The sequence below is a fragment of the Cetobacterium sp. genome, assembly GCF_051658645.1.
GTDB lineage: Bacteria > Fusobacteriota > Fusobacteriia > Fusobacteriales > Fusobacteriaceae > Cetobacterium_A.
The window spans coordinates 136,443-162,578 of sequence record NZ_JBOFMZ010000074.1 but is presented as its reverse complement, the minus strand read 5'-3'; the positions used below and the strand labels follow the sequence as shown (position 1 = coordinate 162,578).

The 26,136-nt window shown below is 27.3% G+C and carries 26 protein-coding genes and 1 riboswitch; of the genes, 23 read left to right on the top strand and 3 right to left on the bottom strand.

All coding sequences use genetic code 11. The features are described 5' to 3' along the window. Positions 1-104: 104 nt before the first annotated feature. The 11 genes from ACRCZX_RS10275 to ACRCZX_RS10225 all read left to right on the top strand — a co-directional run bounded on the left by ACRCZX_RS10275 (position 105) and on the right by ACRCZX_RS10225 (position 9,665). Positions 105-626, top strand: a complete 522-nt coding sequence (locus ACRCZX_RS10275) for a hypothetical protein (protein WP_438582834.1) — start codon at positions 105-107, stop codon at positions 624-626. Positions 627-818: 192 nt separating this feature from the next. Beyond that, complete coding sequence (locus ACRCZX_RS10270) at positions 819-3,452, top strand: hypothetical protein (RefSeq protein ID WP_438582833.1); 2,634 nt, start codon at positions 819-821, stop codon at positions 3,450-3,452. A gap of 2 nt (positions 3,453-3,454) precedes the next feature. Further along, positions 3,455-3,907 carry a hypothetical protein gene (locus ACRCZX_RS10265; RefSeq protein WP_438582832.1) on the top strand — a complete coding sequence of 151 codons (453 nt, stop codon included), beginning with the start codon at positions 3,455-3,457 and terminating at the stop codon, positions 3,905-3,907. Then, the gene (locus tag ACRCZX_RS10260; RefSeq protein ID WP_438582831.1) at positions 3,900-4,853 is read left to right on the top strand and encodes an XkdQ/YqbQ family protein; all 954 of its coding nucleotides are present in this window, start codon (positions 3,900-3,902) and stop codon (positions 4,851-4,853) included. The genes ACRCZX_RS10265 and ACRCZX_RS10260 overlap by 8 nt, the downstream gene beginning before the upstream one ends. After that, positions 4,853-5,284 (top strand): DUF2577 family protein, encoded by a 432-nt coding sequence (locus ACRCZX_RS10255; RefSeq protein ID WP_438582830.1) that lies wholly within the window; start codon positions 4,853-4,855, stop codon positions 5,282-5,284. Before ACRCZX_RS10260 ends, ACRCZX_RS10255 begins: the two co-directional genes overlap by 1 nt. Further along, complete coding sequence (locus ACRCZX_RS10250; RefSeq protein WP_438582829.1) at positions 5,281-5,721, top strand: DUF2634 domain-containing protein; 441 nt, start codon at positions 5,281-5,283, stop codon at positions 5,719-5,721. Before ACRCZX_RS10255 ends, ACRCZX_RS10250 begins: the two co-directional genes overlap by 4 nt. After that, complete coding sequence (locus ACRCZX_RS10245; RefSeq protein ID WP_438582828.1) at positions 5,718-6,809, top strand: baseplate J/gp47 family protein; 1,092 nt, start codon at positions 5,718-5,720, stop codon at positions 6,807-6,809. Before ACRCZX_RS10250 ends, ACRCZX_RS10245 begins: the two co-directional genes overlap by 4 nt. Continuing rightward, on the top strand, positions 6,799-7,341 hold the full coding sequence (locus tag ACRCZX_RS10240; protein WP_438582827.1) for a putative phage tail protein: 543 nt from the start codon (positions 6,799-6,801) through the stop codon (positions 7,339-7,341). The genes ACRCZX_RS10245 and ACRCZX_RS10240 overlap by 11 nt, the downstream gene beginning before the upstream one ends. A gap of 145 nt (positions 7,342-7,486) precedes the next feature. Continuing rightward, positions 7,487-8,677 (top strand): hypothetical protein, encoded by a 1,191-nt coding sequence (locus ACRCZX_RS10235; RefSeq protein ID WP_438582826.1) that lies wholly within the window; start codon positions 7,487-7,489, stop codon positions 8,675-8,677. A gap of 107 nt (positions 8,678-8,784) precedes the next feature. Continuing rightward, the gene (locus ACRCZX_RS10230) at positions 8,785-9,390 is read left to right on the top strand and encodes a DUF4376 domain-containing protein (RefSeq protein ID WP_438582825.1); all 606 of its coding nucleotides are present in this window, start codon (positions 8,785-8,787) and stop codon (positions 9,388-9,390) included. A gap of 23 nt (positions 9,391-9,413) precedes the next feature. Then, entirely contained in the window at positions 9,414-9,665 is a 252-nt protein-coding gene (locus ACRCZX_RS10225) for a hypothetical protein (RefSeq protein WP_438582824.1), read from the top strand. 84 nt (positions 9,666-9,749) lie between these two features. Here the strand turns inward: ACRCZX_RS10225 and guaA are convergent, their stop codons facing one another. Next, on the bottom strand, positions 9,750-11,288 hold the full coding sequence (gene guaA / locus ACRCZX_RS10220; protein ID WP_438582823.1) for a glutamine-hydrolyzing GMP synthase: 1,539 nt from the start codon (positions 11,286-11,288) through the stop codon (positions 9,750-9,752). 64 nt (positions 11,289-11,352) lie between these two features. Further along, positions 11,353-11,450, bottom strand: a riboswitch (purine riboswitch). Positions 11,451-11,626: 176 nt separating this feature from the next. Between guaA and rnmV the strand changes: the two genes are divergently transcribed. Then, positions 11,627-12,187 carry a ribonuclease M5 gene (gene rnmV / locus ACRCZX_RS10215; protein WP_438582822.1) on the top strand — a complete coding sequence of 187 codons (561 nt, stop codon included), beginning with the start codon at positions 11,627-11,629 and terminating at the stop codon, positions 12,185-12,187. A gap of 24 nt (positions 12,188-12,211) precedes the next feature. Here the strand turns inward: rnmV and ACRCZX_RS10210 are convergent, their stop codons facing one another. Further along, the gene (locus ACRCZX_RS10210; protein WP_438582821.1) at positions 12,212-12,493 is read right to left on the bottom strand and encodes a hypothetical protein; all 282 of its coding nucleotides are present in this window, start codon (positions 12,491-12,493) and stop codon (positions 12,212-12,214) included. A gap of 14 nt (positions 12,494-12,507) precedes the next feature. Continuing rightward, positions 12,508-12,645, bottom strand: a complete 138-nt coding sequence (locus ACRCZX_RS10205; RefSeq protein ID WP_438582820.1) for a hypothetical protein — start codon at positions 12,643-12,645, stop codon at positions 12,508-12,510. A gap of 226 nt (positions 12,646-12,871) precedes the next feature. Here ACRCZX_RS10205 and udk point away from each other — a divergent pair, with 226 nt between their 5' ends. From udk to ACRCZX_RS10150, 11 genes are all read left to right on the top strand, one after another. Beyond that, on the top strand, positions 12,872-13,504 hold the full coding sequence (gene udk, locus ACRCZX_RS10200) for a uridine kinase (protein ID WP_438582819.1): 633 nt from the start codon (positions 12,872-12,874) through the stop codon (positions 13,502-13,504). 3 nt (positions 13,505-13,507) lie between these two features. Beyond that, positions 13,508-14,116 (top strand): deoxynucleoside kinase, encoded by a 609-nt coding sequence (locus ACRCZX_RS10195; protein ID WP_438582818.1) that lies wholly within the window; start codon positions 13,508-13,510, stop codon positions 14,114-14,116. Positions 14,117-14,152: 36 nt separating this feature from the next. Next, complete coding sequence (locus ACRCZX_RS10190; RefSeq protein ID WP_438582817.1) at positions 14,153-14,764, top strand: LysE family transporter; 612 nt, start codon at positions 14,153-14,155, stop codon at positions 14,762-14,764. A gap of 34 nt (positions 14,765-14,798) precedes the next feature. After that, on the top strand, positions 14,799-15,854 hold the full coding sequence (mnmA, locus tag ACRCZX_RS10185) for a tRNA 2-thiouridine(34) synthase MnmA (RefSeq protein WP_438582816.1): 1,056 nt from the start codon (positions 14,799-14,801) through the stop codon (positions 15,852-15,854). 139 nt (positions 15,855-15,993) lie between these two features. Beyond that, entirely contained in the window at positions 15,994-16,821 is an 828-nt protein-coding gene (locus ACRCZX_RS10180; protein ID WP_438582815.1) for an SIR2 family protein, read from the top strand. A gap of 5 nt (positions 16,822-16,826) precedes the next feature. Then, entirely contained in the window at positions 16,827-17,693 is an 867-nt protein-coding gene (locus ACRCZX_RS10175) for a hypothetical protein (protein WP_438582814.1), read from the top strand. Positions 17,694-17,714: 21 nt separating this feature from the next. Beyond that, the gene (locus ACRCZX_RS10170) at positions 17,715-18,497 is read left to right on the top strand and encodes a RelA/SpoT domain-containing protein (protein WP_438582836.1); all 783 of its coding nucleotides are present in this window, start codon (positions 17,715-17,717) and stop codon (positions 18,495-18,497) included. A 51-nt stretch (positions 18,498-18,548) separates the two neighbouring features. Continuing rightward, positions 18,549-19,970, top strand: a complete 1,422-nt coding sequence (gene cls, locus ACRCZX_RS10165) for a cardiolipin synthase (protein ID WP_438582813.1) — start codon at positions 18,549-18,551, stop codon at positions 19,968-19,970. A gap of 10 nt (positions 19,971-19,980) precedes the next feature. Next, the gene (locus ACRCZX_RS10160; protein WP_438582812.1) at positions 19,981-20,484 is read left to right on the top strand and encodes a MogA/MoaB family molybdenum cofactor biosynthesis protein; all 504 of its coding nucleotides are present in this window, start codon (positions 19,981-19,983) and stop codon (positions 20,482-20,484) included. Between the two features lie 9 nt (positions 20,485-20,493). Continuing rightward, the gene (locus tag ACRCZX_RS10155; RefSeq protein WP_438582811.1) at positions 20,494-23,022 is read left to right on the top strand and encodes a PD-(D/E)XK nuclease family protein; all 2,529 of its coding nucleotides are present in this window, start codon (positions 20,494-20,496) and stop codon (positions 23,020-23,022) included. Continuing rightward, on the top strand, positions 23,023-26,124 hold the full coding sequence (locus tag ACRCZX_RS10150) for a UvrD-helicase domain-containing protein (protein WP_438582810.1): 3,102 nt from the start codon (positions 23,023-23,025) through the stop codon (positions 26,122-26,124). It begins immediately after the preceding gene. Positions 26,125-26,136 lie beyond the last annotated feature (12 nt).

The window sequence follows — 26,136 nt, the reverse complement described above, 5'->3', positions numbered from 1 at the left end:
AGATAGAGCTTTCTGGACAAGCAGAAACAATGGAATGGTTACAAGAAAAATAGAATAGGCAAAGCTCCTGATTTAGTAGGAGCTTTTCTTTAAAGGAGAGGGACATGGAAAAGAAACAACCTATAACATTACAAGAATTTTTAGATAAAGTTGAAGAGAATGAAAGTAAAAAAGTAAAAATAACACATATTGAAGTAGATGGGTTTGGATTAGTTGAATTTGTAAGACCTCGTGAAGGTGTCTTGTTAGATTATTTAAACGATATGATAAAAGCTATAGATATGACAAAAGAAAAAACATTTGAAAAAAATGAAGAAGATGAAATGGATTTCGGAACTTCCGAAATTGAAGAGATAAAAGAAAATAAGACTAGATTAACAATAGAAAAAGAAAATTCAAAAGTTGATATGAAATTATTGGTTAAAGCTTCTGAAAAACTAGTTTACTTATGTTGTCCAACTATGCAAGCCAAAGAAGTAAGAAGTAGATTTAAATCAATTTCACCATATGAGATACCTACACAAATATTGGGGGTTAATGGAGTTAATAGTTTAGCACAAAAATTGAGTAATATATTTGATGGAATTAAGATTCAAGAGAAGGTAAATAAAACAATAAAAAACTAATAGGAGGTAATAAGAAATATGGTGAGTTATTTTGGATTTCTTATTACCTACAAAAAGGACATAGATTAGATTATTTATTAAACCTTGATTATGAAGAGCAAGTATTCTTTAAACAAAGTATGGAAAAAATGAATGAGGAACAAGTTTTATATGACTATAAAAAAATGGAGGACTTTTTAAATGCTTTAGGAGGTGAGAAAAATAGGGGATAGAGTTATTAATACGATACTAACTTTAAGAGATAGTATCTCAGGACCTTTAAAAGCTGTTTCAAAAGCAACAGAGCTAGCGAATAGTCATTTAGATGGAGCTAAAGAATTAGTTGAAAAATATGAAGGAACAATAGCTAATGCAAATAAACATATAGATTCAGCAAAAGCAAGAATAACAAATTTATCTAAAGAATATTCCAGCAATTCTAAGCATATAGAAAAGTTGAAATCAGAAACAGAAAAATATGAAAAATCTATTGCAGATGCAAAAGATAGAGCTCAGGAGTATGGAAAAGGGTTAGAAAATACAAAATTAAAATTGAAACAGCTTCAGTCAGCACAAGAAACAACAAATAAAGCTTTAGAGGAAGCAAATAAAAGTGGAGAGAAATCAACTTTAAAAAAATTAACAAAAGAGTATTCAGATGTTTCTAAAGAGATAGAAAAAACTAAATCAGAAATTGAAAGATATACTAAAAGTTCTAAAGCAACAGAGGAACAAATAGAAAGTTATAATAAAAGATTAGAGACCAGTAAGAGTCAGCTCCATGGTTTAGAAAAAGCTCAAGAATCAAATACTAAAGCTGTAGAAACAGCAAGAAAAGTAATAGTGGATTATGAAAAGGTTATTACTCAAAATAATGGTCCACTAAATACAGCTAGAGCTAAAATGAGAGAATATGGAAAATCATTTGCTGAAATTAGTAAAAGAGCAGAAGAGGGTAAGAAAAATATTTTAGAATGGGGAAAAGCTTTTGTTGAGACTGGTGATGATGTTGTTAAAAGAGCAATACAAGCAACAGGAGCAGTAGCAACTTTAGTTGGTGGATTTGCTGTTAAAGAAGGGTTTGGAGAAGCCATGAATATGGAAGGTTATAAAATGCAACTTGAAACAGCAACAAAATCTACACAAAAAGCAGGACTGTTAATGTCAAATGCAATAAAATTTGCAAATAGTACTCCTTTTGAAACAGGAGAAGTTGTAGAGTCTACAGCTAAGATGGAAGCTTATGGGATTTCGTCAAAGAGGTGGTTGAAAGATGTAGCGGATATGGCTGGAGCCACAAATAAGTCAATTGATCAAGCAACTGAAGCTATGGCAGATGGTGTTATGGGTGAATTTGAAAGATTAAAAGAGTTTGGAATAAAAAAAGAGCAGTTGATAGAAGCAGCAGCTTTAAAGTATGGAAAAAATATTGTTTTTAACAAAAGAGGACAAGTAAAAGATGAAGCTAAACTGCAGGATATTTTACAAGCTGAAATGCAAAAAAAGTTTATAGATGGTGCTGAAAAACAAGCTAAAACTTTAAAAGGATTATGGTCAACAGTAACAGGAGTTACTAAATCATCTTTAGCTAAAATAGTTGGAATGACTGAAGAGGGAACAATTAAGCAAAGTAGTCTTTATATGAAGTTAAAAGAACAAGTTGAAAGAGTTGTAGGCATTTTAAATAGATGGCAAAAAGATGGGACAATAGATAAAATAGCAGAAAGAGTAGCAAAAGCAGTAGAAAGTATGATTATATTCTTTTCAGAACTATTTAATTTTATAAAAAAGTATAGAGCGGTAATTGAAACAATATTAATTTTTATCTCAACTTTATATTTAGTGACAAAGGCAATAGCAATATTAAAAATAGCACTGACAACCTTATCTGTTGTTTTAGGGGTATTAAATGGAACAATAGCGTTATCTCCAATAGGATTAATAACAATAGCAATAGCTGGATTAGTAGCTATTTGTTATTTACTTTGGAATTATTTAGATGAAGTTATAAATATGTTTAAAGGTGTATTTAATTGGATTAAAAAAACCTTAGATTCTTTAGGACCTTTAAGTTTTGCTTTTGCTACATTGGTTGGACCGATAGGTTGGGTAATAACAATTGTTTTAGGGTTAATTCAGCACTTTGATAAGTTGAAAAAAATAGTATTATCAATACCAGGAATATTAAGAGAACTAAAAAAATGGATATTAGATAGTTATGATACTTTTTCAAAATGGATCGCTGGATTGAAAGAAACTTTTTTATCTTTAGATAAAGTTAAAAATGCAATTAATTTTGTGAAAATAGCAGGTCAAACATTGCTAGAGTGGATAAATTCAATTGTATCAACTTTTCAAATTTTTTATGGTTGGATAAAAATAATACTGGATAGCATAGGTGAATTCGCATTTTTATTAGGAGGTCCAATAGCTCCATTGTTAGGATTAATTCAACATTTTGACAAATTAAAAGAAGCTGGAGAGAAAGCTTTTAATATTATAAATAAGGTGTTTGGTTATAATAGTAAAGATACAGATATTTCTATATCAGAGAATAAGAATATTAAAAGTAAACTAGAAGCTGTTGAAAGTTTGAGATTAGAAACTGCTAGTGGGGTATCAGGAATGAACTTTCCAGAATTAAAAGAGATATCAAAGTCAGAGCCTAATTTTGGTCAAGATAAAAAGTATAGTCAATCTAAAGATACAGGAAAAAGTAACCCAATAGAAACAAAAATAAATGTAGTTATAAAAGGTGATGTTTATGGATTTAATGACTTTAAAGAAAAGGTAGCAGAAGCAGTTATAAAAATAGCAAATCCTAATATGTCGAATATGGTGAGGTAAAGATGATTTCAAATGTAGTTAATTACATATTAAAGGGAATGGAAATATATTTTTCTGTAGATAATAATAAAGAAATATTTAGACTTCCATATGTCCCTCCAGATGTTGAATTTGAATCGCCACTAGACTTTGAAGTCTTTGAAACCACAAGTGGAAAACTTTTAACTTTAATTGGAGAAACAGGACTAAAAACTTTAACAATAGATAGTTTTTTTCCTTCTAAATTTTATAGTTGGCTAGGAAATATAACTTTAGCACCATTGTGTATAGATTTTTTTGAAAGAAATAGAAATAAAAAATTAAGAATAGTCATAGTGAGTTTATCTATAAGAGAAAATATGGAGTGTATAATCACAAATTTTAAATATAGTAAAAAGCATAATGGAGATATAAAGTATAGTCTTTCTATTCAGGAATATATAGATCCTAATAAGATTGGAGGAAGTAGTGCATAAATTAAAATTGATTCAAGAAGATAAAATTACAGATATAACAAATATGGTTGGGAACATAAATTTTAATACAAGTGTAGATGCGTTGGGAGCAATGTTTGAGTTCAGTATTCCAAGAAGCTTTAAAGATAAAAATTATAAATTAACAGAAATAATAAAAACTGGAGATATTATTAAATTTGAAAATACAAAAAATTTATTTACAGGAATGATTATAGATATAGATACTCTTAAATTTTCAAAAGAGATAAAGTGTTTTGATTTTTATTTTTACTTAAATAAGAATAAGCTTATAAAGCAGTTTAAGAATTTGAATGCATCAGCTTGTATAGAAAACTTATTAGAGAGCGTAGGAGCTAAAGTAGGGACTATAACAAGCATAGCAACTTCAATTGATAAAATATATAAAAATAATACTGTAGCAGAAATAATAGATGATATTTTAAAAATTGTAAATGAAGAAACAGGCAAAAAATATCTTTTGGAGATTGAAGATACAACATTTAGTCTGGTTCCATATAAAAAAATAAAAGTTCAAGTGACTAAAAATATTTTTGGAATGCCAACTTTAACAGAAAGTATAACAGATATGAAAAATATTGTATTGGTAGTTTCAAATGATTCAGAAGATGAGAGTATTTATGCAAAGGCTGAAGACAAAAATAGTGTAAAAAAATATGGAATGCTTCAAGAGATAATAGAAGTTGATCCTAATAAAGATGACATTTCAAAAGTTAGAAATATAGCTAATACAAAATTAAAAGAACTAAATAAAGTTTTAACCACTTCAAGTTTAAGTGTTTTAGGAAATGATGAATTGAAGGCTGGAAGACTTTTAGATGTTGAGATTAAAGAATTTGGAATAAAAGAGGAGTTTTTAATAAAAAGTTGTACTCATACATTTCCAAAGGGGAATCATATTTGTAGTTTAGAGCTAGAGGTGGATTGATGAATTATCAGTTAATGTTAGCCAAAATGTTTAAAGTAAATGAAAATAAAGAGATTGAATTTGAAGCTTGCATCGGACAAGTCATCAAAGCACCACCAGAGACAACTATAAGTATTTGGGATGGACAAGTTATTTTATATCCACATCAATTATATATGAATGACAGGTTGTATGATGACTATACAAGAAACTTTGATATAGATGGAGAGATAACAGAAATAGCTATACAAACCACATCAAGTAATATAGATGCAGGACCAGGTCCTCATAAGCATAGTCATGGAACAATAGAGGGAAAAGGAAAGTATAAAGCTATAGGAACAATTATAAATACAGATACACTTATAATTGGAGATTATGTAAAGGTAATTCCAACAGAAAAAGGGCAGAAGTGGTTTATTGATTCTAAGTATAGGAAGGTAAAAGAATGAGTATTTTTCCTGTATTTAATGAAGTTTTAGATGTGAAAGAAGAAAAAAAAAAGAATGGAAAAAAAGAGATTTTATTTGATTTTAAAGCTAAAAAGATTGTTATAGTTGATGGAAAAACAAAAGAAGCGACTGAAGTTGAGCAAGTTCGTCAATGGATTCAACTTCTGATATCAACTCAAGTAAATAAATACAAAATATATGAAGATACAGAATTTGGTATGACTGATTTATACAATTTAAGAGGTCATAATATATTTAATACACCATTTGGAGTAATGGAATTAGAGCGTGAAATTAAAGAAAAAATTATGAATAAAAAAGAAGTTCAAGAAATAATAGATATAGCTTCAAGAGTACAATTTAATAGCCTAAATATAGAGGTCACAGTGAAATTAAAAAGTGGTGAAACTCTTACAAGTGAGGTGAGTATAGAGTGATAGAATATAAAGTTCCTACAATAGATGAGATAGAAGAGGAGATGTTAAATAATATATCTGATGATTACGTAAAAGATATTGGAACTTTTACAAGAGATATGATAAGAACATATGCTATAGAGTCTCATAAATTTGAAAAGAAATTAGAAGAATATTATAAAAAATTAGATATTTATAATTTAATTGAGAATGAGCTTACTAAATTTGTTGAACAGAGAAAAGGACTTCATAGGAAAAGTGCAAATCCAGCTAAAGGAGTTTTAACAGTTGAAGGAACAGGAACTATTAAAATTGGAGATGTATTTGAAACAGCATCAGGAAATAGATATAAAACAACTGAAGAAGTTGCTATAGATAAAGTAGGTATTGTAAATATAGAAGCGATTGAACCAGGAAGTACTGGAAATGTAGGAGCTAATTCAATTGTTTTTATTCCAGTAACAATTCAAGGAATTGAAAAAGTTACAAATAAAGCTCAATTGATAGATGGATATGATGAAGAAACTGATGATTCATTAAGAGAAAGATACTTGATTGAAATTCAAAAACCTTCAACAAGTGGGAATGTTTACCATTATATGCAGTGGGGAAGAGAAGTTGTAGGTGTGGGAGATGTAAGAGTTTTTCCTTTGTGGAATGGAAATAATACTGTTCAAATAGTAATAATAGATGATAATAAAGTTGTAGCAAATCAAGAGCTAATAAACAGAGTGCAGGAATATATAGACCCTAAAGGTACAAATGATAGAACTTGGGGAACAGGCTCTGGAGCAGCTCCTATAGGAGCATATTGTACAGTTAATACAGCTACAGCTAAGACTATCAATATAGAATGTGAATTAATTTTAGAAAAAGGGTATGAACTAGATTTGATAAAACCTTTGATTGAAGATGAAATAAAAAAATATTTGAAAAGTATTGCATTCAAAAAAACTAGTGTATCATATGCTCTTTTGTCAAGTTGGATATTAAATATTGATGGAGTTCAAGAATGGACAACGTTTACTATAAATGGTAATCAAGAAAATATAAAAACAGAAGAAAAAGAAGTAGCTGTATTGGGGAGTGTGAACTTAAGTGTCTCATAAAGTACAAATAGTAAATAATTTACATAAAATATTTAGAAGTGATTCTTATATAAATAACTTATTAGGAGTAGCTGGAGAGAGATTGGATAACTATGAAAAAAAAGCTGAAGGATTAGAGAAGGAATTTTGGTTTGATACTATGTCAGCTTTAGGAATAGCTATTTTAGAAGAGCAACTTGCATATAATACTATGAGTAATACTTTAGAAGGGAAAAGAGAAGAGTTAGAAGCAAGATGGAAAACTTCAGGTAAGTGTGATTTAAAACTGCTTCAAATAATAGCTAATTCATGGAGAAATGGTGAAGTAGCAGTGTTGTTTACAAATGCTTGTATAAAGATAACATTTATTTCAATAGTAGGAATTCCAAGAGATATAGCTACTCTAAAAGGAGCGGTAGAAGAAGCGAAACCAGCACATTTACCTGTAGAATATACATTTAGATATAGAACTTGGGGTAACTTACTACAAAATACATGGGGTTATTATAAGCAATTTACTTGGGAACAAATCTTAAGAAGGGAAGGGATTTAAAATAGATAAGGAAAGAGTTGAATTTATAGATGTTGAGTATCCAGATTACGATACAACAGCAGATGTAGAAATAATAAATAAGAATATTAGAAAATTAGTTGAAAATGCAAAAGAACAAGATGTTGAACTAAAATCTAAAGAACCTATGATTAATAAAAAAACAGGATTTAATTTAGAGAAGACTGATTTAACAGAAAATGAAAGTGACAAATTGTTTAGTGCAAAAGGAGCATTAAATCTATTTAATAATTTAACTACGAACTTTACAGATGTAATTAATACAGCAAAAGAAGTTTTGAGGGGGGATATATCAAAAAAAGAAGATAAGTTTGAAAAAAATAGTGGTTTTAATAAAGTTAAAACAGATTCTTTAGAGGATGATACAAATAAATTATTTACATCAAAGGGAGCATTTAATCTAAATAGCACCCTAACAAAATTGATCAATGAAATAAAAACGACATTAACATCCCATACAGAATTAAAAGCAACATCATCTAAAGATGGTCATATATCTAAAGAGGATAAAAGTAAATTAGATGGAATAGCAACTGGAGCTAATAACTATTCTCATCCTACTTCATCAGGGAATAAACATATTCCAACAGGTGGCTCAGTAAATAGGTATTTAAAATGGCTTTCTGATGGAACACCAACTTGGGAGTTGGTAGATTGGAGTATTATTCAGAATAAACCTAGTAGCTTTCCAACAGCAAGTCATAATCATGATGATAGATATTTCACAGAAACAGAAATTAATGAGAAATTTAAAAATTTCTGTCCAATTGTAGTCGGAGCACTATTAATTTTAGACTCTACAGCGAATCCTGCAACCTTATACCCTAATACTACTTGGAGTAAGATTGAGAATAGATTTCTTTATGGTTCAGCTAGTCCTAGTGCTACTGGTGGAAGAAGTTCTGTAGCATTAGCTTTAGCAAATATTCCTGCACATAACCACAGTGCTTCACAAGGAGGCCACACACATACTGCTAATCATAACCATACAGCGACACAAGCTTCTCATCTTCACAGTCAGCCTGGTCACTTCCATACTTCAACATCAAAATCAATAGATACTTATGGGGCAGGGAATTGGTCTGTAGCACCAAACTTCACTATCTATCAAAATAGCAAGGGAAATGCAACGTTAAATACAGATACCAAAGGTGGAGATAATACTGGTTCTGCTACTCCAGCTATAACAGTTAATGCAACAAATGTAACAACATCTAGTTCGACACCTTCTATAAGTATTGGAAATACTGGTTCAGGAACATCATTTGATATAATGCCACCCTACTATACAGTTTGTATTTGGAAGAGATTAAGTTAATTTTTAAATCTGGAGAAAGAATACTAGTTGAAGTTATTGGAAAAGGACAGATTTTTTTAATTACTAACGATTTTTATTAAAATATTAAATTAAAAGGAGACTTTAAAATGGTTGAAAATAAATATATCTATATAAGTAAAGAAGAGGCTAAAAAAGGAACAGCATTAGTTTTTGCCGTAACAGATGAGCCAATAAAAAATATGGAAGAATATTTTGAAGGTAGGGCTTGTCTATTTGTTGGAGAAGATTTACCGCATTTTATAACTTATTTAGAAGATAAAAATATAATTAGAGAAGCTACAGAAGAAGAAAAGTTAGCTAGAAATCAAAGAACACTTAATGAAAATGAAATTATAAATAAAAATGGAGTGATTGAATTATATGATACTTATACTCAAAAGATTATCAATAATGAAATAATTGATAAAACTAGGGATGACTATATAAATGAAAATTTAATAACTTTAGATTCTGAAAAAAACAAGGCAAGAAACCAAAGAAAAAATGAAATGAAATCAGTTGATTTGTATGATAAAGCTGTACTTAGAGGAGATATTGAAGAATCTGAAGATATGAAAAAAGAAAGAGATGAATATAGAAGAAAGTGGCTAGAACTTCCTAATTCTTATGAGAATATAATTATTCCAATTGAAGAACTATATCCTCAAAAACCTCTTGTAATAGAGTATTTTAATAATAGTTCTGCATTTTAATTAATAAAGGAGTTGTTTAAATTTTGATAGGGAATATAGAGTATATAAAATTAGGATTAACAATAGTGACATCATTATCCACTGTATTAGGTTTTTATCATAAATTTATTATGAGTCAGATAGATAAAAAAGTAGATCAAAAAATATATGATGGTGAAGTCTCTAATATAAAACAACAAACAAAATATAATTATATTAATTTAGAAAATAGAATTGTTATAGTTTCAGATGATGTAAAAGTAATTAAGGAATATCTTCTAAATAGTAGGAAATAAATCAAATGGGTGCATTTTGGGTGCACATATAAAAAACACACCTTGAAAACTATTAGTAATCAAGGTGTGTTGTATTTTTAATTATTATTCCCACTCAATAGTTGCAGGTGGCTTAGAAGAGATATCATATGTCATTCTGTTGATTCCCTTAACCTCGTTTATGATTCTATTAGATACTTTATCTAAGAACTCATATGGTAATCTAGACCAAGTAGCAGTCATAAAATCTATAGTGTTAGCTGATCTTAAAACAGCAGTATATTCATAAGTTCTTTCGTCTCCCATAACTCCAACTGATTTAACAGGTAAAAGCACTACAAAAGCTTGGCTTACAGTTTTATATAAGTCGTGAGCTCTTAACTCTTTTATAAAGATATCATCAGCTTCTCTTAATATGTTGGCTTTTTCTTTATCAACATCTCCAATAATTCTAATTCCAAGTCCTGGACCTGGGAATGGGTGTCTGTCAACCATGTGATCAGGAATTCCTAATTCTCTTCCTACAGCTCTAACTTCATCTTTAAACAACTCTCTTAAAGGCTCAAGTAGTTTGAATTTCATATGCTCTGGAAGTCCACCAACATTATGGTGAGATTTAATAGTAGCAGATGGTCCTTTTACAGATTGAGATTCAATTACATCTGGGTATATAGTTCCTTGAGCAAGGAAGTCAACATCAGTTAATTTAGAAGCTTCATCATTGAATACTTCAACAAACTCATTTCCAATAATTTTTCTTTTAGTTTCTGGATCAGATACTCCAGCTAATTTGTTAAGGAATCTTTCTTCAGCTTCTACACACTTTATATTCATATGGAAGTTTTCTCCATAGATTTCCATAACATTTTTACCTTCATCTTTTCTAAGAAGACCTGTATCAACAAAGATACAAATTAATTGATCTCCAATAGCTTTATGTATTAAGGCTGCTGCAACAGAAGAATCAACTCCTCCAGAAAGTCCTAGAAGAACTTTTTTATCTCCAACAGTTTCTTTTATAGATTTTACAGTTTCTTCAATGTAATTACCCATTGACCAATTTTTCTCGGCTTTAGCTACTCCAAACACAAAGTTTTCTAACATCTTAGCACCATATTCAGAATGAGTAACCTCAGCGTGGTATTGAATGCAATAGATATTTTTTTCAACGTTAGCAATAGCAGCAATACAAGAATCAGTATGAGCGATTTCTTTGAATCCTTCTGGTAATATTGTAACATGGTCTCCATGACTCATCCAAACTTCATTTAAGTTGGGAACATCTTTAAATAGAGGACTTTCTAAATCGTCAATAATTAACTCGGCTTTTCCAAATTCTTGCTTGTCAGCTCTTTCAACTACTCCACCAAGTAATTGAGATGTTAATTGCATTCCGTAACAAATTCCTAAAACAGGAATCCCTTGTTCGTATAATGCTTTATCAATTGTAGGTGATCCATCTAAATAAACTGAAGCAGGTCCACCAGAAAGAATAATACCTTTTGGTTTTCTAGCTAAAATATCCTCTAATGGTTCGAAGTAAGGAACAACTTCTGCGTAAACTCCCATTTCTCTTACTCTTCTTGCAATCAATTGGTTGTATTGAGAACCAAAGTCAAGAATAATGATGCTATTTGTCTTCATAAAAACCTCCAAAATATAATAAAAAAAGATAAATCTTATACTATAAAAAATAGAAAGTAGACTTATCCCTTTAACTTTTTTTCATAGAAACTAATTTATGGTTAGTTGTAGAAACGTTGCACCATATTTGCAACATATACGAATATTTGTATTTACTTTTGAAACATTTTAGCATATAAGCATCGAAAATGTCAACTTATAATTAAATATTTTAATCACAAGATGAAGACCGATAATAATTATAAAATAAAAAATAGTATTAGAATTAAAAAGATGTTACAATTATAAATAGAAAATAAATACTAAAATATAATTAACGAAAGGAAAAATAAAAAAATATGAAAAAACAAATAAAAGAAGTTATTGTAGTTGAAGGAAGAGATGATATATCTGCAGTAAAAGCAGCAGTAGACGCTGAGATTATTCAAACAAACGGTTTTGCAATTAGAAAAAAAGGTAATGTAGAAAAGCTTAGAGTAGCTTATGAAAATAAAGGTATTATAGTATTGACTGATCCTGATTTTGTAGGAGAAGAGTTAAGAAAATATATATCTAAATTTTTTCCAAATGTAAAGCAAGCTTATATAAGTAGAAAAGAAGGTTCAAAAGATGGTGATGTAGGTGTTGAAAATGCAACTCCAGAAGCAATAATAAAAGCATTAGAAAATGCAAAATGTGAAGTAGTTCAAAATACAGAAAATATATTTACTATGAATATTTTAATGGAACATAAATTATCTGGTTCTGTTGAATCTAAAGATTTAAGAGAAAGATTGGGAACTGAATTAAGAATAGGATATTCAAATACAAAACAAATGCTTTCTAAACTAAATAGATATGGAATAACTATGAAACAGTTTTTAGAAGCAGTAGATAAAATAGAAAAAGCGAAGAATTAATTCTTCGCTTTTTCTATTTTAATTTTAGAAAGAAATTATTTCAGCAGTAGCTTCGTACCACTCACCCTCTTCATCTTCACCAAATTCGATAAAGAAGTTTACTTGAACATCTTCAAAAGTAAATCCAACGCAATTTTCCTCTTCAACAGTGAAAAATTCTATTTTTTTAAATTTGATAGCATCTAATTTTTCAGCTAAATCTGATCTCTCTTCAAAAAGTTCAATTATATCATCTTTTATAAAAAAGTCTCTACTTTCAAATTCACCATTGATTCTCTCTATTTTTTTCATTAATTCTTCTGTCATATTAATTTATCCTCCTACATTTTAAAAATTGATTTTACTTTTTTAATTGTTTTAACCAAAGACAATATAAACTTAATTTTTCTAATTTCAAAAGGAACCTTTTCTAAAGCTCTTTTCATCTGAAGATCAATATCTTTTTCGCTCATACTCATAAAAAACCTTCTCCTTTAAAAACAACTATATCGTAAAGTATACATGAAAAAAAATATATAGTCTATATTTATATTAAAAATTATTTTTTATTGAAAAATATGCTATAATATATACGGTTAAAGTAATATAAATGTACAAATAATAATTAATTAAAAAAATATAATAATATAAAATCAGGAGGTGAAAACGTTATCAAAAAATAAATTTATGGTAACGTATGAAAAAATGAAAAATTGCATATTGATCGGAGTAGCTGGTGGAAGTGGAAGTGGAAAAACAACGATAGCACATAATTTAGCAAAGGCTTTCAAGTCAGAAGACGCAGTGCTAGTTGAGCAAGATGCTTATTATAAAGAATTGACAAATTTACCATTGGAAGAAAAAGCAGCTGTTAATTTTGATCACCCAGATTCTATAGAATTTGATTTGTTAAAAGATCATTTAACAAAACTTCAAAATGGTGAGGCAATAGAAAGACCAATATATGACTTCACAACACACTCTAGAAAAGACGGATGTGTTAAAATTGAACCATCAAAAATTATAATAGTTGAAGGTATTTTAATATTTGCAGTACCTGAAATTAGAGAATTGTTTGATGTAAAGATATTTGTTGACACTGATGCAGATGAGATGATACTAAGAAGAATTGAGAGAGATATGACTGAAAGAGGTAGAAGTTTTGAATCAGTAAAAAACCAATATCTAAATACAGTAAAACCTATGTTCTTAGAATTCTGTGAGCCAAGTAAAAGATATGCAGATGTTATAATACCTAGAGGTGGAGAAAATAAAGTTGCTATTGGAATGGTAATAAGTAATTTAAAAAGATTCCTTCAAAAAGGAGTGTTAGGATAAAATATGAAAAATGTTATCTGTATAGAAGGGGTTGTTGGAGCAGGAAAGACAACTTTAGGAGATATTTTAGCTAAAGAATTATCTATTCAATTTTTTGAAGAGCCATATGTAAATAACCCATTTTTAGATAAATTTTATTCAAATAAAGAAAGATATTCATTTTTAAGTCAGATGTATTTTTTAAATAAAAGAATGGATATAATAGATGAAGCTTCTAAAATGAATGACTGTGTTATGGATAGAAGTATTTTTGGAGATTTATTATTTGCAAAAATGCACCTAAAAAATGGATTTATGACTCAAGATGAATTTTGTTTATATGAGTCTTTTTGGAAAAAGTTGATATCAACAAGAGAAAAACCACTTTTGATAATATATTTAGAAACAAATGTAGATAATGCAATAAAGAAAATTGAAGAAAGAGGAAGAGATTTTGAAATTGGAGTTGAAAGAGAATATTGGAACTCTTTAAATGATGAATATTCAAATTTTTTCAATACATATAGCGATTCAGTTATATTAAAAATAAATATAGACAATATGGACATAAGAGATAATGCTGAAGATAGAAAACTGTTTTTTGAAATTATCAAATCTAAATTAAAAAAATAAAACATTTATGGAAAGAGACTTTTAAGGAGAGAAATGATGATTTTTTTTAAAGGTATAATAACAGGTATAATATTATCTCTTCCTTTTGGTCCAGTTGGAATACATTGCATGGAAAAAAGTATGACTGAAGGAGAGAAAAAAGGTTATATATCAGCATTAGGAATGGTATCTGTGGATATAATTTATGGAATAATATCTTTTTTATTTATAAGTAGAATTGATCATTACATAATAAAATTTGAAACTCCATTAAAAGTGTTGATAAGTGTGTTTTTAATATTTATTGGTGGCAAAAAATATTTTTGTAAAAATGAAATAAAAGAAATGGATGATGAGAATTATAATTTAGTTCAAGATTTTTTTGAAACATTTTTACTTTCAATATTTAACATATCGTCTCTTTTTGTAATCACAGGAATATATACACTTTTGGGTATCTTAAACCTTGAAATAAAAGAGACAACAGTCTTAGAATTGGGATTTGGAATTGGAATTGGCGGAATATCGATGTGGTTTATAACTGTTTTTTTAATATATCACTTTAAAAAATGTGTGACTGTTGATATATTATTTAAAATAAGTAAATGTTCAGGTTTGGTGATTCTTTTATTTGGAATTGGAACTATTATATTTGCCTTCTACAAATAATAATAGAAATAATATTTCTTAAGGATGGTAGTTTATGAATTTAGATTTTAAAAAAGAAAATTGTAAAAAAACAATAGCAGTTGCTATGAGTGGTGGTGTTGATTCGGCAACTGTAGCATATCTTCTAAAAAAGCAAGGTTATAATATTTTTGGTGTAACAATGAAAACTTGTGGTGAAGAGGATAAAGATGCTAAAAGAATATGTGATGATTTAGGAATAGAACATTATCTTTTAGATGTTACAGAAGATTTTGGGAAAGAGGTTATTGACTACTTCGTGAATGAATATAGTTCAGGAAGAACTCCAAATCCTTGTATGGTATGTAATAGAAAAATAAAGTTTGGGAAATTAATTCAATTTGCATTAGAAAAAGGAGCTCAATTATTAGCAACAGGGCATTATGCTAATATAGTTGATGGAACTTTAGCAATTGGTGATGATATAAATAAAGATCAAGTTTATTTTTTATCTCAAATTAAAAAAGAAAATTTAAAATATATAGTTTTCCCAGTTGGAAAAATGCAAAAACCATTAGTTAGAGAGTTGGCAAAAGAACTTGGTGTAAGAGTTTATGCTAAAAAAGATTCTCAAGAAATCTGCTTTGTTGAAGATGGAAAATTAAAAGAGTTTTTAATGGATAAAACAGATGGGAAAATAGATACTCCAGGACAAATTGTGGATATGCACGGGAAAATGTTAGGAAAACATAATGGTCTAGCTTTTTATACAATAGGTCAGAGAAAAGGTTTAGGAATAGCTTCAGCGAATCCACTTTATGTAGTTGCATTAGATAGAAAAAATAACAGAGTGATAGTTGGAGACAATGATGATTTAATGAAAAATAGTTTGGTGGCAAATAATCTTAATTTACTTTTAGTAAATGAAACAAAAGAGTTAGATAACCTAAATTGTTTTGCAAAAGCAAGGTCTAGAGATAGACTTCATCCATGTAAAGTAAGAGTAATTGATAATGATACAATTGAGATTATATTTACAGAAGATAGTGTAAGAGCAGTAACTCCAGGTCAAGGAGCTGTCTTGTATACAGAAGATGGAAAAGTTATAGCTAGTTCATATATAATTAAATAAATTAAAACCTGTAAATAGATTATATCTATTTATAGGTTTTTTTTTGTTTTTTTTAGAAAAATATACTTGTGAAATAGTCAAAATTACGATATACTTATATTGCCAAAGTGTTTATTTTAAAAGAAAGAGAGGTGTTATTATGAGTTTTTTCAATAGATTTAATGATGCAGACAAAATTAACCTGTTCTTAGGAGATTTTTTAGTTAGACAAGCTGGCTACCCAACAAGAAGAGATTTAGCAAAACTGTTAATAAAAGATATGAAAGAAAATATAAAAGGTTATATTAGAGATGAAAATTCTTTATTTCAAGTTAGTCAAATTTATTTAGATGGTGTGGTTACGAGTAGAAGTGCATTATTAAAAAAAATTAAAAATTTATATGAAACAAACAGAGATACAACAGAATTAGTGAAAGTTTTTTCTGAAAGTGAAAAAATAAATGCTGTTTTTTCAACAGATTATGACATAATTTTAGATGATGTAAATTCAAATAAAATAGTTAAAATATTACCAACTGATGATAAAGTAGCAGTATCTAAAGGTGGAGAGATTAAGCATTATAAGCTTTTAGGAGATGTAAATAAATATGAAAAAATATTTATTTCAATTCAAGATTTTAGAAAATTAAAAGTTTTAGATTTTTATAAAAATTTCTTTAAAAGTATGAAAGAAGATATTGAAAAATATCCAACGCTAATTTTAGGAATGGACTTAAATAACATTGACTTTATAGACATGTTAGAATCTACATTGTTAGGTGTAGAAAAAAAAGATGTAATTTACGCTGTAAGTAGCTCAAATGTTTTAAAAACTAGAACGATTGAGAGATTAAATGAGTTAGGAATTAAATTACTACCTCACACTGAAGAGGAATTTTTCAAAGAGTTAAAAGATTATCTTTGCTCAGCTCCAACTATGGAATTAGAGTTAAAAGAGGCAACTGTTGGAAAAAAGATCTTTCGGTAACTTCAATGGAATCTACTCAAATAATATCTGAAGAACCAATATTAGATGTTGTGAAGAGAAGTCCAGAAGTGTTAGAGATAAAAAGTGAAGATTTTAAATTAATGGAAAGTGCTTTAGAAATAAGGTATAGTTCTTTAAAATTGGATAGGTTACCAATTGAATTTTCAACTGTAAAAGATATGAAAAATCAAAATCTAATAAAAACTTTTGGAGTTACCGAATTAAAAATTGATGAACTATATTTAAAAGGGTGTAGTAGTAGAATTGTAGAGATAAATAAAAAAACATACTTAGAGTTAAAGAACAGAGAGTTTAAATTAGGTTTAGAAATAAAACTAGAAGAAGATGGATCTTTTGATACAGTTATAAAAGATTATTATTATAAAATTTATAAAAGTAATAATACAAAAAGATTAATTGTTAATATAAAAATACTGAAAGAAATTTTCGTAGGACACTCTATCGAATTAATGAGTAAATTATTAACTGGAAAAGTATCTTTTGAAAACAGAATAGAGATTATGAAACTAGATTTATTAGAAAAAGAAATTTTAGAATTAAAAAGCAATAAAAGAGAAAAACTTTTACAAGAGGAAAATTCTCTTTATTCATTAGCACTATTAAATCTTATAGATAAAACACCAAATCTTCAAAGTTGGATAAACTTTAGATGTGACCTAGATAAAATTAAATTTATTGAGGGTGATAAAATATCTTTTGAAAGAATTCATTTAATCAAAGGAAATGAATTTAACATAAGAGAAAAAATAATAACTACATCCCCACTAGAGGAGAGAGAGTTTAAAAATTCAGAAGTAGCAGCTTATAGAAAAACCGCTCAAATTTTATTAGAGAAAATATCTAGAAAATAGTAAAGAGGTGTTAAATTTATGTTGGACAAAACCATAAATAAGGAAGAATTTTTTAAAATATTTTCAATAAGTGATGAGTATTTCGAGTCAACAGGATTGAATTGGGATGAGCTAATGAAAATATATTTAGATTATTTAAAATTAGTTCCTTATTTAGAAAAAGAAGCAGAACATATAGTCTCTAAACTGATAGATAGTATTGGTGTTCATTCGGTCAGAAGAAGAGTAAAAAAAGCAGCTCATCTTGTAGAAAAAATAATTAGAAAAGGTCGGAAATATGCTGATCGTGGAATATGTGTAGAGAACTATAAAGAAATTATAACTGACCTTATAGGTATTCGTGTATTACACCTTTTTAAAGATGATTGGCGTGGTATTCATGAAGAGATAACAAAGTTATGGGATACAAAAGAAACACCTCAAATCAACATAAGAAGAGGAGATTATAATATACAGGATTTGAAAACTACAATTGAAGATTTAGATTGTGAAATAATAGTAAGAGATCATGGGTATAGGTCTATACATTATTTAATTGGAGTTCCTGTTACAAAGCAAGATGAAGTTCTTGTAGAGATACAAGTTAGAACTGTTTTTGAAGAAGCTTGGAGTGAGATTGATCATTTGATGAGATATCCTTATGATGTGGATAATCCTATTATAACTGAGTATTTAGGTATCTTTAATAGATTGGTTGGAAGCGCAGATGAAATGGGAACATTTGTAAAAAAAATAAAAAAAGAATTTTCTAATGGAAAAGGTCTAGAAGAAAGTTTTAGAGAGTTAGATTTAAAATTCAAGTAAAAGAAGAGTTAACGCTCTTCTTTTTTTCTAAAAAAAGTTAAAGGTGGGCTGATGAAAGAGATATTAATAGCTTTAAAAGACTACTTAGTTTTTATAAATATCATATTTGCAGCAATTGTAATTTTTTTTGAAAGAAAAAGACCTGTATTTACACTATTTTGGATAATGATACTATTATTGACATCATATTTTGGATTCATAATGTATTTATTTTTTGGAATTAGCTTTAAAAAAAGACGTGCTTTATCAAAATATTATTTGAAAAACAGTAATAAATATTCTAAAAATATAAAAAAAAAATCAATGATTAATATAAAAAAATGGATTGGACTAAGTAAATATTTAGATGGAGTTCTTTTAGGTAAGATGACACATAATAATAGCTTTGTTTTTTATAGAAAAAACGAATCTTTTTTTAGTAGTTTAACTTTAGCTATAAAAGAATCAAAAAAAAATATCTATATGGAGTACTATGTTTTTGATGATGATGAAGTTGGTGGACCGATTTATGATGCTATTTTAGAAAAAGCAAAAGAATCTATTGAAATAAAGATTATTATAGATGGTGCTGGAACAAGAGGAGTCTCTAGAAAAAGGTTAAAAGAGCTGAGAAATGCTGGTGTAATGATTGAAATATTCTTTCCATCATACTTTCCATTTATAAAAATAGGGAATTTAAGAGCAAATTACAGAAACCATAGAAAAATAAGTTTGATAGATAATGAGGTTTTATTTTCAGGTGGATTAAATATAGGAAAAGATTATTTAGGAAAAGGTAAGTTAGGAAATTGGCAAGATATCGGATTTTCAATAAAAGGTGAAGCTATAGTTGATTATCTTCATGAGTTTGAAAGAAGTTGGAAGTTTTTAAAAAAAGATACAACAGATCTATTTGAAAATCCAGCTTTAATAAAAAAAGATTATCAAATTACACCAATTCAAGTTGTAAGCTCTGGACCAAACTATGAATTTCATACAATAAAAGATACAATATTAAATTTAATTATTAAAGCTGAAAAAAGTATAATGATCGAAACACCTTACTTTATACCAGATGAACCAGTAATGGAAGCTTTAAAAGGTGCTTTGGTTTCGGGAATTAAAATAAAAATAGTAATTCCAAATATAGGAGACCATGCTTTTGTTTATTGGGCAAATCAGTATTTTTATGGAGAGTTATTAGAATTAGGAGCAGAGATTTATAAATATAAAAATGGATTTATACATAGTAAATTGATGATTGTAGACAGAGAGATTGCATTTTTGGGAACGGCTAATTTTGATTATAGAAGTATGTATCAAAATTTTGAAATTAATTTATTGATTTTAGGAATTAATATAATTGAATTGGAAAATAGAATAAAATCAGATATACAAAATTCTGAAATGGTAAAAATAGAAGATTATAAAAATAGAGGAAAAAAAGAACGAGTTTTAGAATCAATATCTAAACTAATTGCACCAATACTATAAGGAGAATAAGATGATAAGAGTAGCTATAATAACTTTAAGTGATAAAGGTTCTAGAGGAGAAAGAGAAGATATAACAGGTAAAAAACTAGCAGAAATTTTTGATAATCATAAAGATTATAAAAATGTTTATTATAATATGTTACCAGACAGTTATTCTGAAATTTGTGATGAACTAAAAAAATTATCAGATGAAGATATCGCAGATTTAATTGTAACAAATGGTGGAACAGGGTTTTCTAAAAGAGATATAACACCAGAAGCAACACTCGCTGTAATAGAGAGAGAAGCTGAAGGTGTAGCAGAGTATATGAGAGCTAAATCCTTTCAAATAACACCAAAAGCTATGCTCAGTAGAGCTAAATGTGGAATAAGAAAATCGAGTTTAATTTTAAATTTACCAGGAAGCCCAAAAGGAGCAACCGAGAATTTAAATTTTGTAATAGATGCTTTAGTTCATGGAATTGAAATATTAAAAGGAACTGCGAGTGAGTGTGCAACACCATTAAAAAAATAGGAGGAAAAAATGCAGTTTGAATACATAAATTATGGGAGTTCTTTAATTCAGGGACTAAAAAAAGATCCTCTTGTTTTATATATATTTTCAGATTATCCACTTAAAAATATTCAAAGAAAAGAGAGTAAAAGAAATATTTTTGAACCTGATCCTGTTTATTACACAATAGATGAATTTAAAAATCAAGCTTTTAGAACAGATAAAATTATCTTAAGTGAAGCCAAGAGATTTATAAGTTTATATAACCATATGAAAAAAGAGTTTTTAGAACTAAATATAAATAATTACTTTGAATCAATAGAGTTTTCAGATAAATTTTTTAAGTATTATGCTGAGTTAAATAAAAGTTTATCAATCGAATCAATAGAGTTAGAAGAGTGGCAAAAAAAGTATTTTCAAAATTTTCATAAGTTTAAAGAAAAGTATGATATTCATCTAGCTGAGAAAAATTATATACCAAAGGATTGGATACATAGTATAGAGAACTTAGACTTATCATCCTTTAAGAAATATAAAAAAATAGTTTTTGTAGATGTAATCAACTTTACACCTTTAGATAAGCTTGTGATTTCAAAGCTAGAAAAATTTGTGGAAGTTGTAATTAGAGTTCAAGGAGAGTTTGGAGTTTTTGATGAGGATAATTTAGAGTTAAAAGATGTTTATCTACCAAAAATTCAAAAAAATGAAATTTCTATTTTAGAGGTTCAAGATGAGTTAGAACTAATAGGTAACTTATTAGATATCATGAAAATAAAAAATAATATGACAAATATATTTTCACCAGAAGCAGATGAAAATGAGTATTCTAAAATATTTCCAAATAACTTTATGAGAGGAAGCTTTTATACTATAAATGACACAAAGCTTTTTAAATTCTTGTCAGCTTTAAATGAGCTTGTATCTTCATTAGAGCCTAGAATGAATAATCTGATCTCTATAAACAGTTTTTTGAGTGGTATAAGAGTTTCAGAGATACAAGAATATTATAAAGTTGAAAAAAAAGATATGGAATATATCTATAATCAAATAAATTGGGATTATAAATATATTGGACAAGAGAAAAATGAAAATATTTCAAAAATATATTTAGATATATTAAAAATATATAAAATGAAAAATATAGATGCTTTTATAGAATACTTTAACGAATTATTATCATTAGATATGTTTCGTGAGAAAATATATTTGAATTTTTATGATAAGCTTCAAGAGTATATGGGCTATGCTAAAACAACAGAGATAATGTTAGAAGAAAAAGATATGGATAACTGTTTTAGAAATGGTGGAGATATATTAAAATTTTTATTGCAATACTTTAATGGTGTTGAAATAATAAGAAATGATAAAACAGAAGGTAAATATTTAATTAAACCTATGGAAAACTGTAAAGTTATCCAATCAAGAGAATCAATTTTTATAAATATAAGCATAAGACATCTTCCAAAAATGAAAAGAGATTCTCTTTATTTAACAGAAAAGCAAAAAAAAGAAAATGGATTTAGTTATTATGAAAAAGAAAGAAAAGAAGAAAAATATCGTTTTTATCAAAATTTATTGAAAAATAAGTTTAATACAATATTATATATAAAAAATGAAAATAGTGGAGAAGCAGTTTCACCTCTGCTTTCAGAGGTGTTAAATAAATATAAAATAAATTATTTAGAAAAGATGATTTATAGTGAAGATATTTTAGAAAGACTATTGGCTTTAAAATCAAATTCAATTGGACAGTTTTCTGAAGCTCACTTGTTAAAAGAAAAAATAGACTTTAAAAATGGTCAAATGAGTTTAGGAGCTTATGATTATGAAGTTTTGGCTAAATGTGAATACAGATTCTATTTAAGTAAAATTTGCCAGTTAGAGTCTTTTGAAAAAGAGGATACTTTAGGATTGTCATTAAAATTTATAGGAACATATGTACATGAAGTTTTTGAAAAGTTAACGGATAAAATGTGGAAAAAAATTCTGAATATTTCTGATTATAATATAAGTCCAGAAGAAGTTGAAGAGTTATTATATCTTAGTTTCCATTATAACAGAAAAAAAATACCACTTTATTTAGATAATTATTTTACACAGATATTAATTCCTCGTTTTACTAAAAATATATTAAAGTTTTATAAAGAGATAGAAGAGTTATATATCGAGAAGAAAGTAAAACGTATAGAAAGTGAAAAAAATAGTAAAAAAGAGCCGTTATTAAAAGGTGAAGTAGAAGTTACTCTTGGTGGTAGAGTCGATTTGGTTATTGAAACAACAACGAACAATCATATAATTGATTTTAAAACAGGAAGTAAAATAGATAACCAACTTGATTTTTATACGATTATGTTATATGGAGATGAAAGCAGAGCACAAAAATCAATCTATAATGCCTTTGAAGGTAAACTTGAAAATCAAGATAAAATAAAGCTAACAAAAGAGTTATTAAAAGAAAGATTAATAGATTTTTTCAGAGAAGAAACTTATCTTTTAAGTGAAAAGAAAAGTGGATGTTTATACTGTGAATATGAAGATATATGTAGGAAGGAGTTTTAGATGAAAGGAACAGTTTTAAAAGCAAGTGCTGGAACAGGAAAAACATATAGACTTTCGCTTGAGTACTTAGCTTCTCTTTTTAAAGGAGAGAACTATAAGGATATATTAGTAATGACATTTACTAAAAAAGCTACCTCAGAAATTCAAGAGAGGGTATTAGTTTTTTTAGAAGAGATGTATAAAGACTCTGAATCAGGATTATATGAAAATTTAAAACACCTTTATCCAGAATTAGATTTATCTTTCGAAAATGTAAAAAAAGTTTATTATGAAGTTTTAGATAATAAAGATAGACTTAAAATATCAACGATAGATGGTTTTATAAATAATATATTCAAAAATGTAATAGCACCATATTTAAATATATTTTCTTATGAAATAATTGATGATAATGATAATATCGAGATCTTGTTAAAATGTTTTGAAAAAATTGTACAAGATAAAGTTGAATTTGATAGATTTAAGATATTTTTACAAAATAGAACAGAACGTGATGTACAAAAATATTTAGATATACTTAAGAAACTTGTTGATAATAGATGGAAACTTATTTTGATTGAACAATCACAAAGTTTAAAAAATAAAGATGAATACTCTGGAGAGATATCTGTTCATAAGTTAATAAAACATTTAACAGATACTTTTACAAATATTCAAGAGAAAAAAAATGATGGTAAAAATATAACTGAATATATGACAAAGGTTATAAAATGGATAGTAGAAAAAGATAGTAGTGAACATAAAGATTATGTAATTGAAAATTGGAGTGAAATATTAAAAAGTGATAAATGTTGGGATTCTAGAAAAGTAAAAACAACAAAAAAACATGATTTTGATTCTGAGATAGAGATTTTAGGAAAAGCTTTTTCTCAATTGAAAGAAGAAGTTTCAAAAGAAATTTTTAATAAAGAAGTTTTAAGTTTTGAAAAAGAAATTTTATATTTTATAGAAAATCTTTATAAAATATATGACAGTATAAAATTCAGTGAAAAAAGTTTTACTCATTTGGATATAAGTAGTTATATGTTTCAGTATATAGATAAACCAGAAATAAATTTAATAAAAGATGGTTTTATTACTCAGTACTTTAAAGATATTTTTGACAGTGAATTTAAAACAGTATTTATAGATGAATTTCAAGATACAAGTGTTCTTCAGTGGAGAATATTAAAAGGTCTTATAAATAGCTGTGAGAATCTAATTTGTGTTGGAGATGAAAAGCAGAGTATATATGGTTGGAGAGGGGGAGAAAAAGCTCTTTTTGAAAACTTGCCAGATATTATAAATGTAGAAGAGGAAACGATGAGTGTTTCTTATCGTAGCTGTAAAAATATAGTAGATTTTACAAATGATATTTTCAATGGAATATCCGAAGCTTATGACGAAGTGGCTAAGCTAGAAAATCACAATCATAAATGGGCTTTTGCCTCTGTAGATGGTAAGAGTGAAGAACTCGGTTATTTTGAAATTATAAAAAAAAGTGAATTAGAATCAGATAGTGATAATATAGAGAATATATTACCAGAAGATGAAAATATGATTGAAAATATGCTGGATTCAATTGAAGATAACTTTAAAGGTGAGTATGGTGGAATAGGTATAATAGCAAGAAGTAATAAACAATTAAATGAAATTGCAAACTCTTTGAGTGATAGAAAAATACCTTTTTTTATAGATTCAAATGATTCCATTATATATCATAGAGCTGTAAATCCTATATTTAAATTATTAAAATTTAGTGTGAACAAGGATATGTTTTCTTTATTAGAGTTTCTAAGAAGTGATATTGTTAAAATTGGAAATGATGAGTTGAAATTTATTTTAAAAGAAAAAGATGATATAGGAAGTTATATATTTTCTTTTCCAAGAATAGATACTGAAAAAGATGAATTAAATTTATCAAATCTTAAAGATGTAATAGATAAAGTAAAATATATTGTTCAAAAAGGAGTAACGAATAGAAACTTTGTATTGGATATAATTGAAAAGTTTAATATATCAGAGCATTTTTCTGGCAAATCAGATTTAAAAAATATATTCCGATTTTTAGAGATGTCTAAAAACTATGAGGATATTTTATCTTTTTATAATTCTTTGCTAAACGAAAAAGACAATCCTAAATTTAAGCAAGTTTCATTAGAAGAGGAAAAAGCAATAACACTTTTAAGTATACATAAATCAAAGGGATTAGAGTTTGAAACAGTTTACTATTATCATCAAAACCAAAAAAAAGGTATGTCAAGTGGTGTCCAATTTTATATAGATTTTAAAACGCCATTTAACGAGATAGAAAATTATATATTTGTAGATAAAAAATATGAGAAAATTTTATCTAATTTAGGAGATGACTATGCTTTCTTAAGAGAGTTAAAAATAAAAGAAGAACAAGAAGAGATAAATAGTATTTATGTAGCTTTAACAAGAGCGAAAAAAAATCTATTTTTAGTTATAGGAGAAAATCAAAATAAATACTTAATGAATGTAACTGATGAATTATCAAATACAAAGCGTGGGAAAATAAGTAAAACTGAAAAAAATAAAAATGACGATAGAATAAAAAATACCGAGCTTTTAAATTCAATAAATTTTGTTGAAAAAAATGTTGAAGATTGTGAAGAACCTAATAGAATTCTTCTAGTTGATATAGTAACTGAAGAAAAAAGAAGAATAGGAAATGCAGTACATTATTATTTAGAATTTATTATAGATAATACAATTGAAGAACATTCTGAAGCAAAAGAAAAAACATACTCAGAATACTCTTCAATTATAGGAGAGAGGAAATTAAAAAAAATCCTGGAAAGTGATGAATTTGAAGCTCTGTTTCAGAAGAACTCTGTTATTTTCTCTAGTGAATGGGATCATATATACCCAGAGTATGAAATATACCACGAAGGTCAACTAAAAAGAATAGATAGAATAATGATAAAAAAAAGATTTGAAAACAATAAGGGTAAAATTTTAGTAGTCGACTATAAAACTGGTGGAGTAAATCAAACTCAATTAGATGAATATATTGAAATAGTTGAAAGTCATTTGAAAAATTTAGGTGAAGATAAAAACTATGATGTCGTTGGGGAATTTTTAGAAATAAAACTATAAAATTTAAAAAAT

What these genes read in the sequence shown, in the direction of transcription:
- mnmA (WP_438582816.1), top strand. Translation starts at nt 14,799, where the DNA reads ATGAATTTAGATTTTAAAAAAGAAAATTGTAAAAAAACAATAGCAGTT.
- ACRCZX_RS10190 (WP_438582817.1), top strand. Translation starts at nt 14,153, where the DNA reads ATGATTTTTTTTAAAGGTATAATAACAGGTATAATATTATCTCTTCCT.
- ACRCZX_RS10150 (WP_438582810.1), top strand. Translation starts at nt 23,023, where the DNA reads ATGAAAGGAACAGTTTTAAAAGCAAGTGCTGGAACAGGAAAAACATAT.
- ACRCZX_RS10160 (WP_438582812.1), top strand. Translation starts at nt 19,981, where the DNA reads ATGATAAGAGTAGCTATAATAACTTTAAGTGATAAAGGTTCTAGAGGA.
- rnmV (WP_438582822.1), top strand. Translation starts at nt 11,627, where the DNA reads ATGAAAAAACAAATAAAAGAAGTTATTGTAGTTGAAGGAAGAGATGAT.
- ACRCZX_RS10250 (WP_438582829.1), top strand. Translation starts at nt 5,281, where the DNA reads ATGAGTATTTTTCCTGTATTTAATGAAGTTTTAGATGTGAAAGAAGAA.
- ACRCZX_RS10235 (WP_438582826.1), top strand. Translation starts at nt 7,487, where the DNA reads ATGATTAATAAAAAAACAGGATTTAATTTAGAGAAGACTGATTTAACA.
- ACRCZX_RS10275 (WP_438582834.1), top strand. Translation starts at nt 105, where the DNA reads ATGGAAAAGAAACAACCTATAACATTACAAGAATTTTTAGATAAAGTT.
- ACRCZX_RS10255 (WP_438582830.1), top strand. Translation starts at nt 4,853, where the DNA reads ATGAATTATCAGTTAATGTTAGCCAAAATGTTTAAAGTAAATGAAAAT.
- guaA (WP_438582823.1), bottom strand. Translation starts at nt 11,288, where the DNA reads ATGAAGACAAATAGCATCATTATTCTTGACTTTGGTTCTCAATACAAC.
- ACRCZX_RS10175 (WP_438582814.1), top strand. Translation starts at nt 16,827, where the DNA reads ATGGAATCTACTCAAATAATATCTGAAGAACCAATATTAGATGTTGTG.
- ACRCZX_RS10210 (WP_438582821.1), bottom strand. Translation starts at nt 12,493, where the DNA reads ATGACAGAAGAATTAATGAAAAAAATAGAGAGAATCAATGGTGAATTT.
- ACRCZX_RS10180 (WP_438582815.1), top strand. Translation starts at nt 15,994, where the DNA reads ATGAGTTTTTTCAATAGATTTAATGATGCAGACAAAATTAACCTGTTC.
- ACRCZX_RS10195 (WP_438582818.1), top strand. Translation starts at nt 13,508, where the DNA reads ATGAAAAATGTTATCTGTATAGAAGGGGTTGTTGGAGCAGGAAAGACA.
- udk (WP_438582819.1), top strand. Translation starts at nt 12,872, where the DNA reads ATGAAAAATTGCATATTGATCGGAGTAGCTGGTGGAAGTGGAAGTGGA.
- ACRCZX_RS10205 (WP_438582820.1), bottom strand. Translation starts at nt 12,645, where the DNA reads ATGAGTATGAGCGAAAAAGATATTGATCTTCAGATGAAAAGAGCTTTA.
- ACRCZX_RS10155 (WP_438582811.1), top strand. Translation starts at nt 20,494, where the DNA reads ATGCAGTTTGAATACATAAATTATGGGAGTTCTTTAATTCAGGGACTA.
- ACRCZX_RS10265 (WP_438582832.1), top strand. Translation starts at nt 3,455, where the DNA reads ATGATTTCAAATGTAGTTAATTACATATTAAAGGGAATGGAAATATAT.
- cls (WP_438582813.1), top strand. Translation starts at nt 18,549, where the DNA reads ATGAAAGAGATATTAATAGCTTTAAAAGACTACTTAGTTTTTATAAAT.
- ACRCZX_RS10230 (WP_438582825.1), top strand. Translation starts at nt 8,785, where the DNA reads ATGGTTGAAAATAAATATATCTATATAAGTAAAGAAGAGGCTAAAAAA.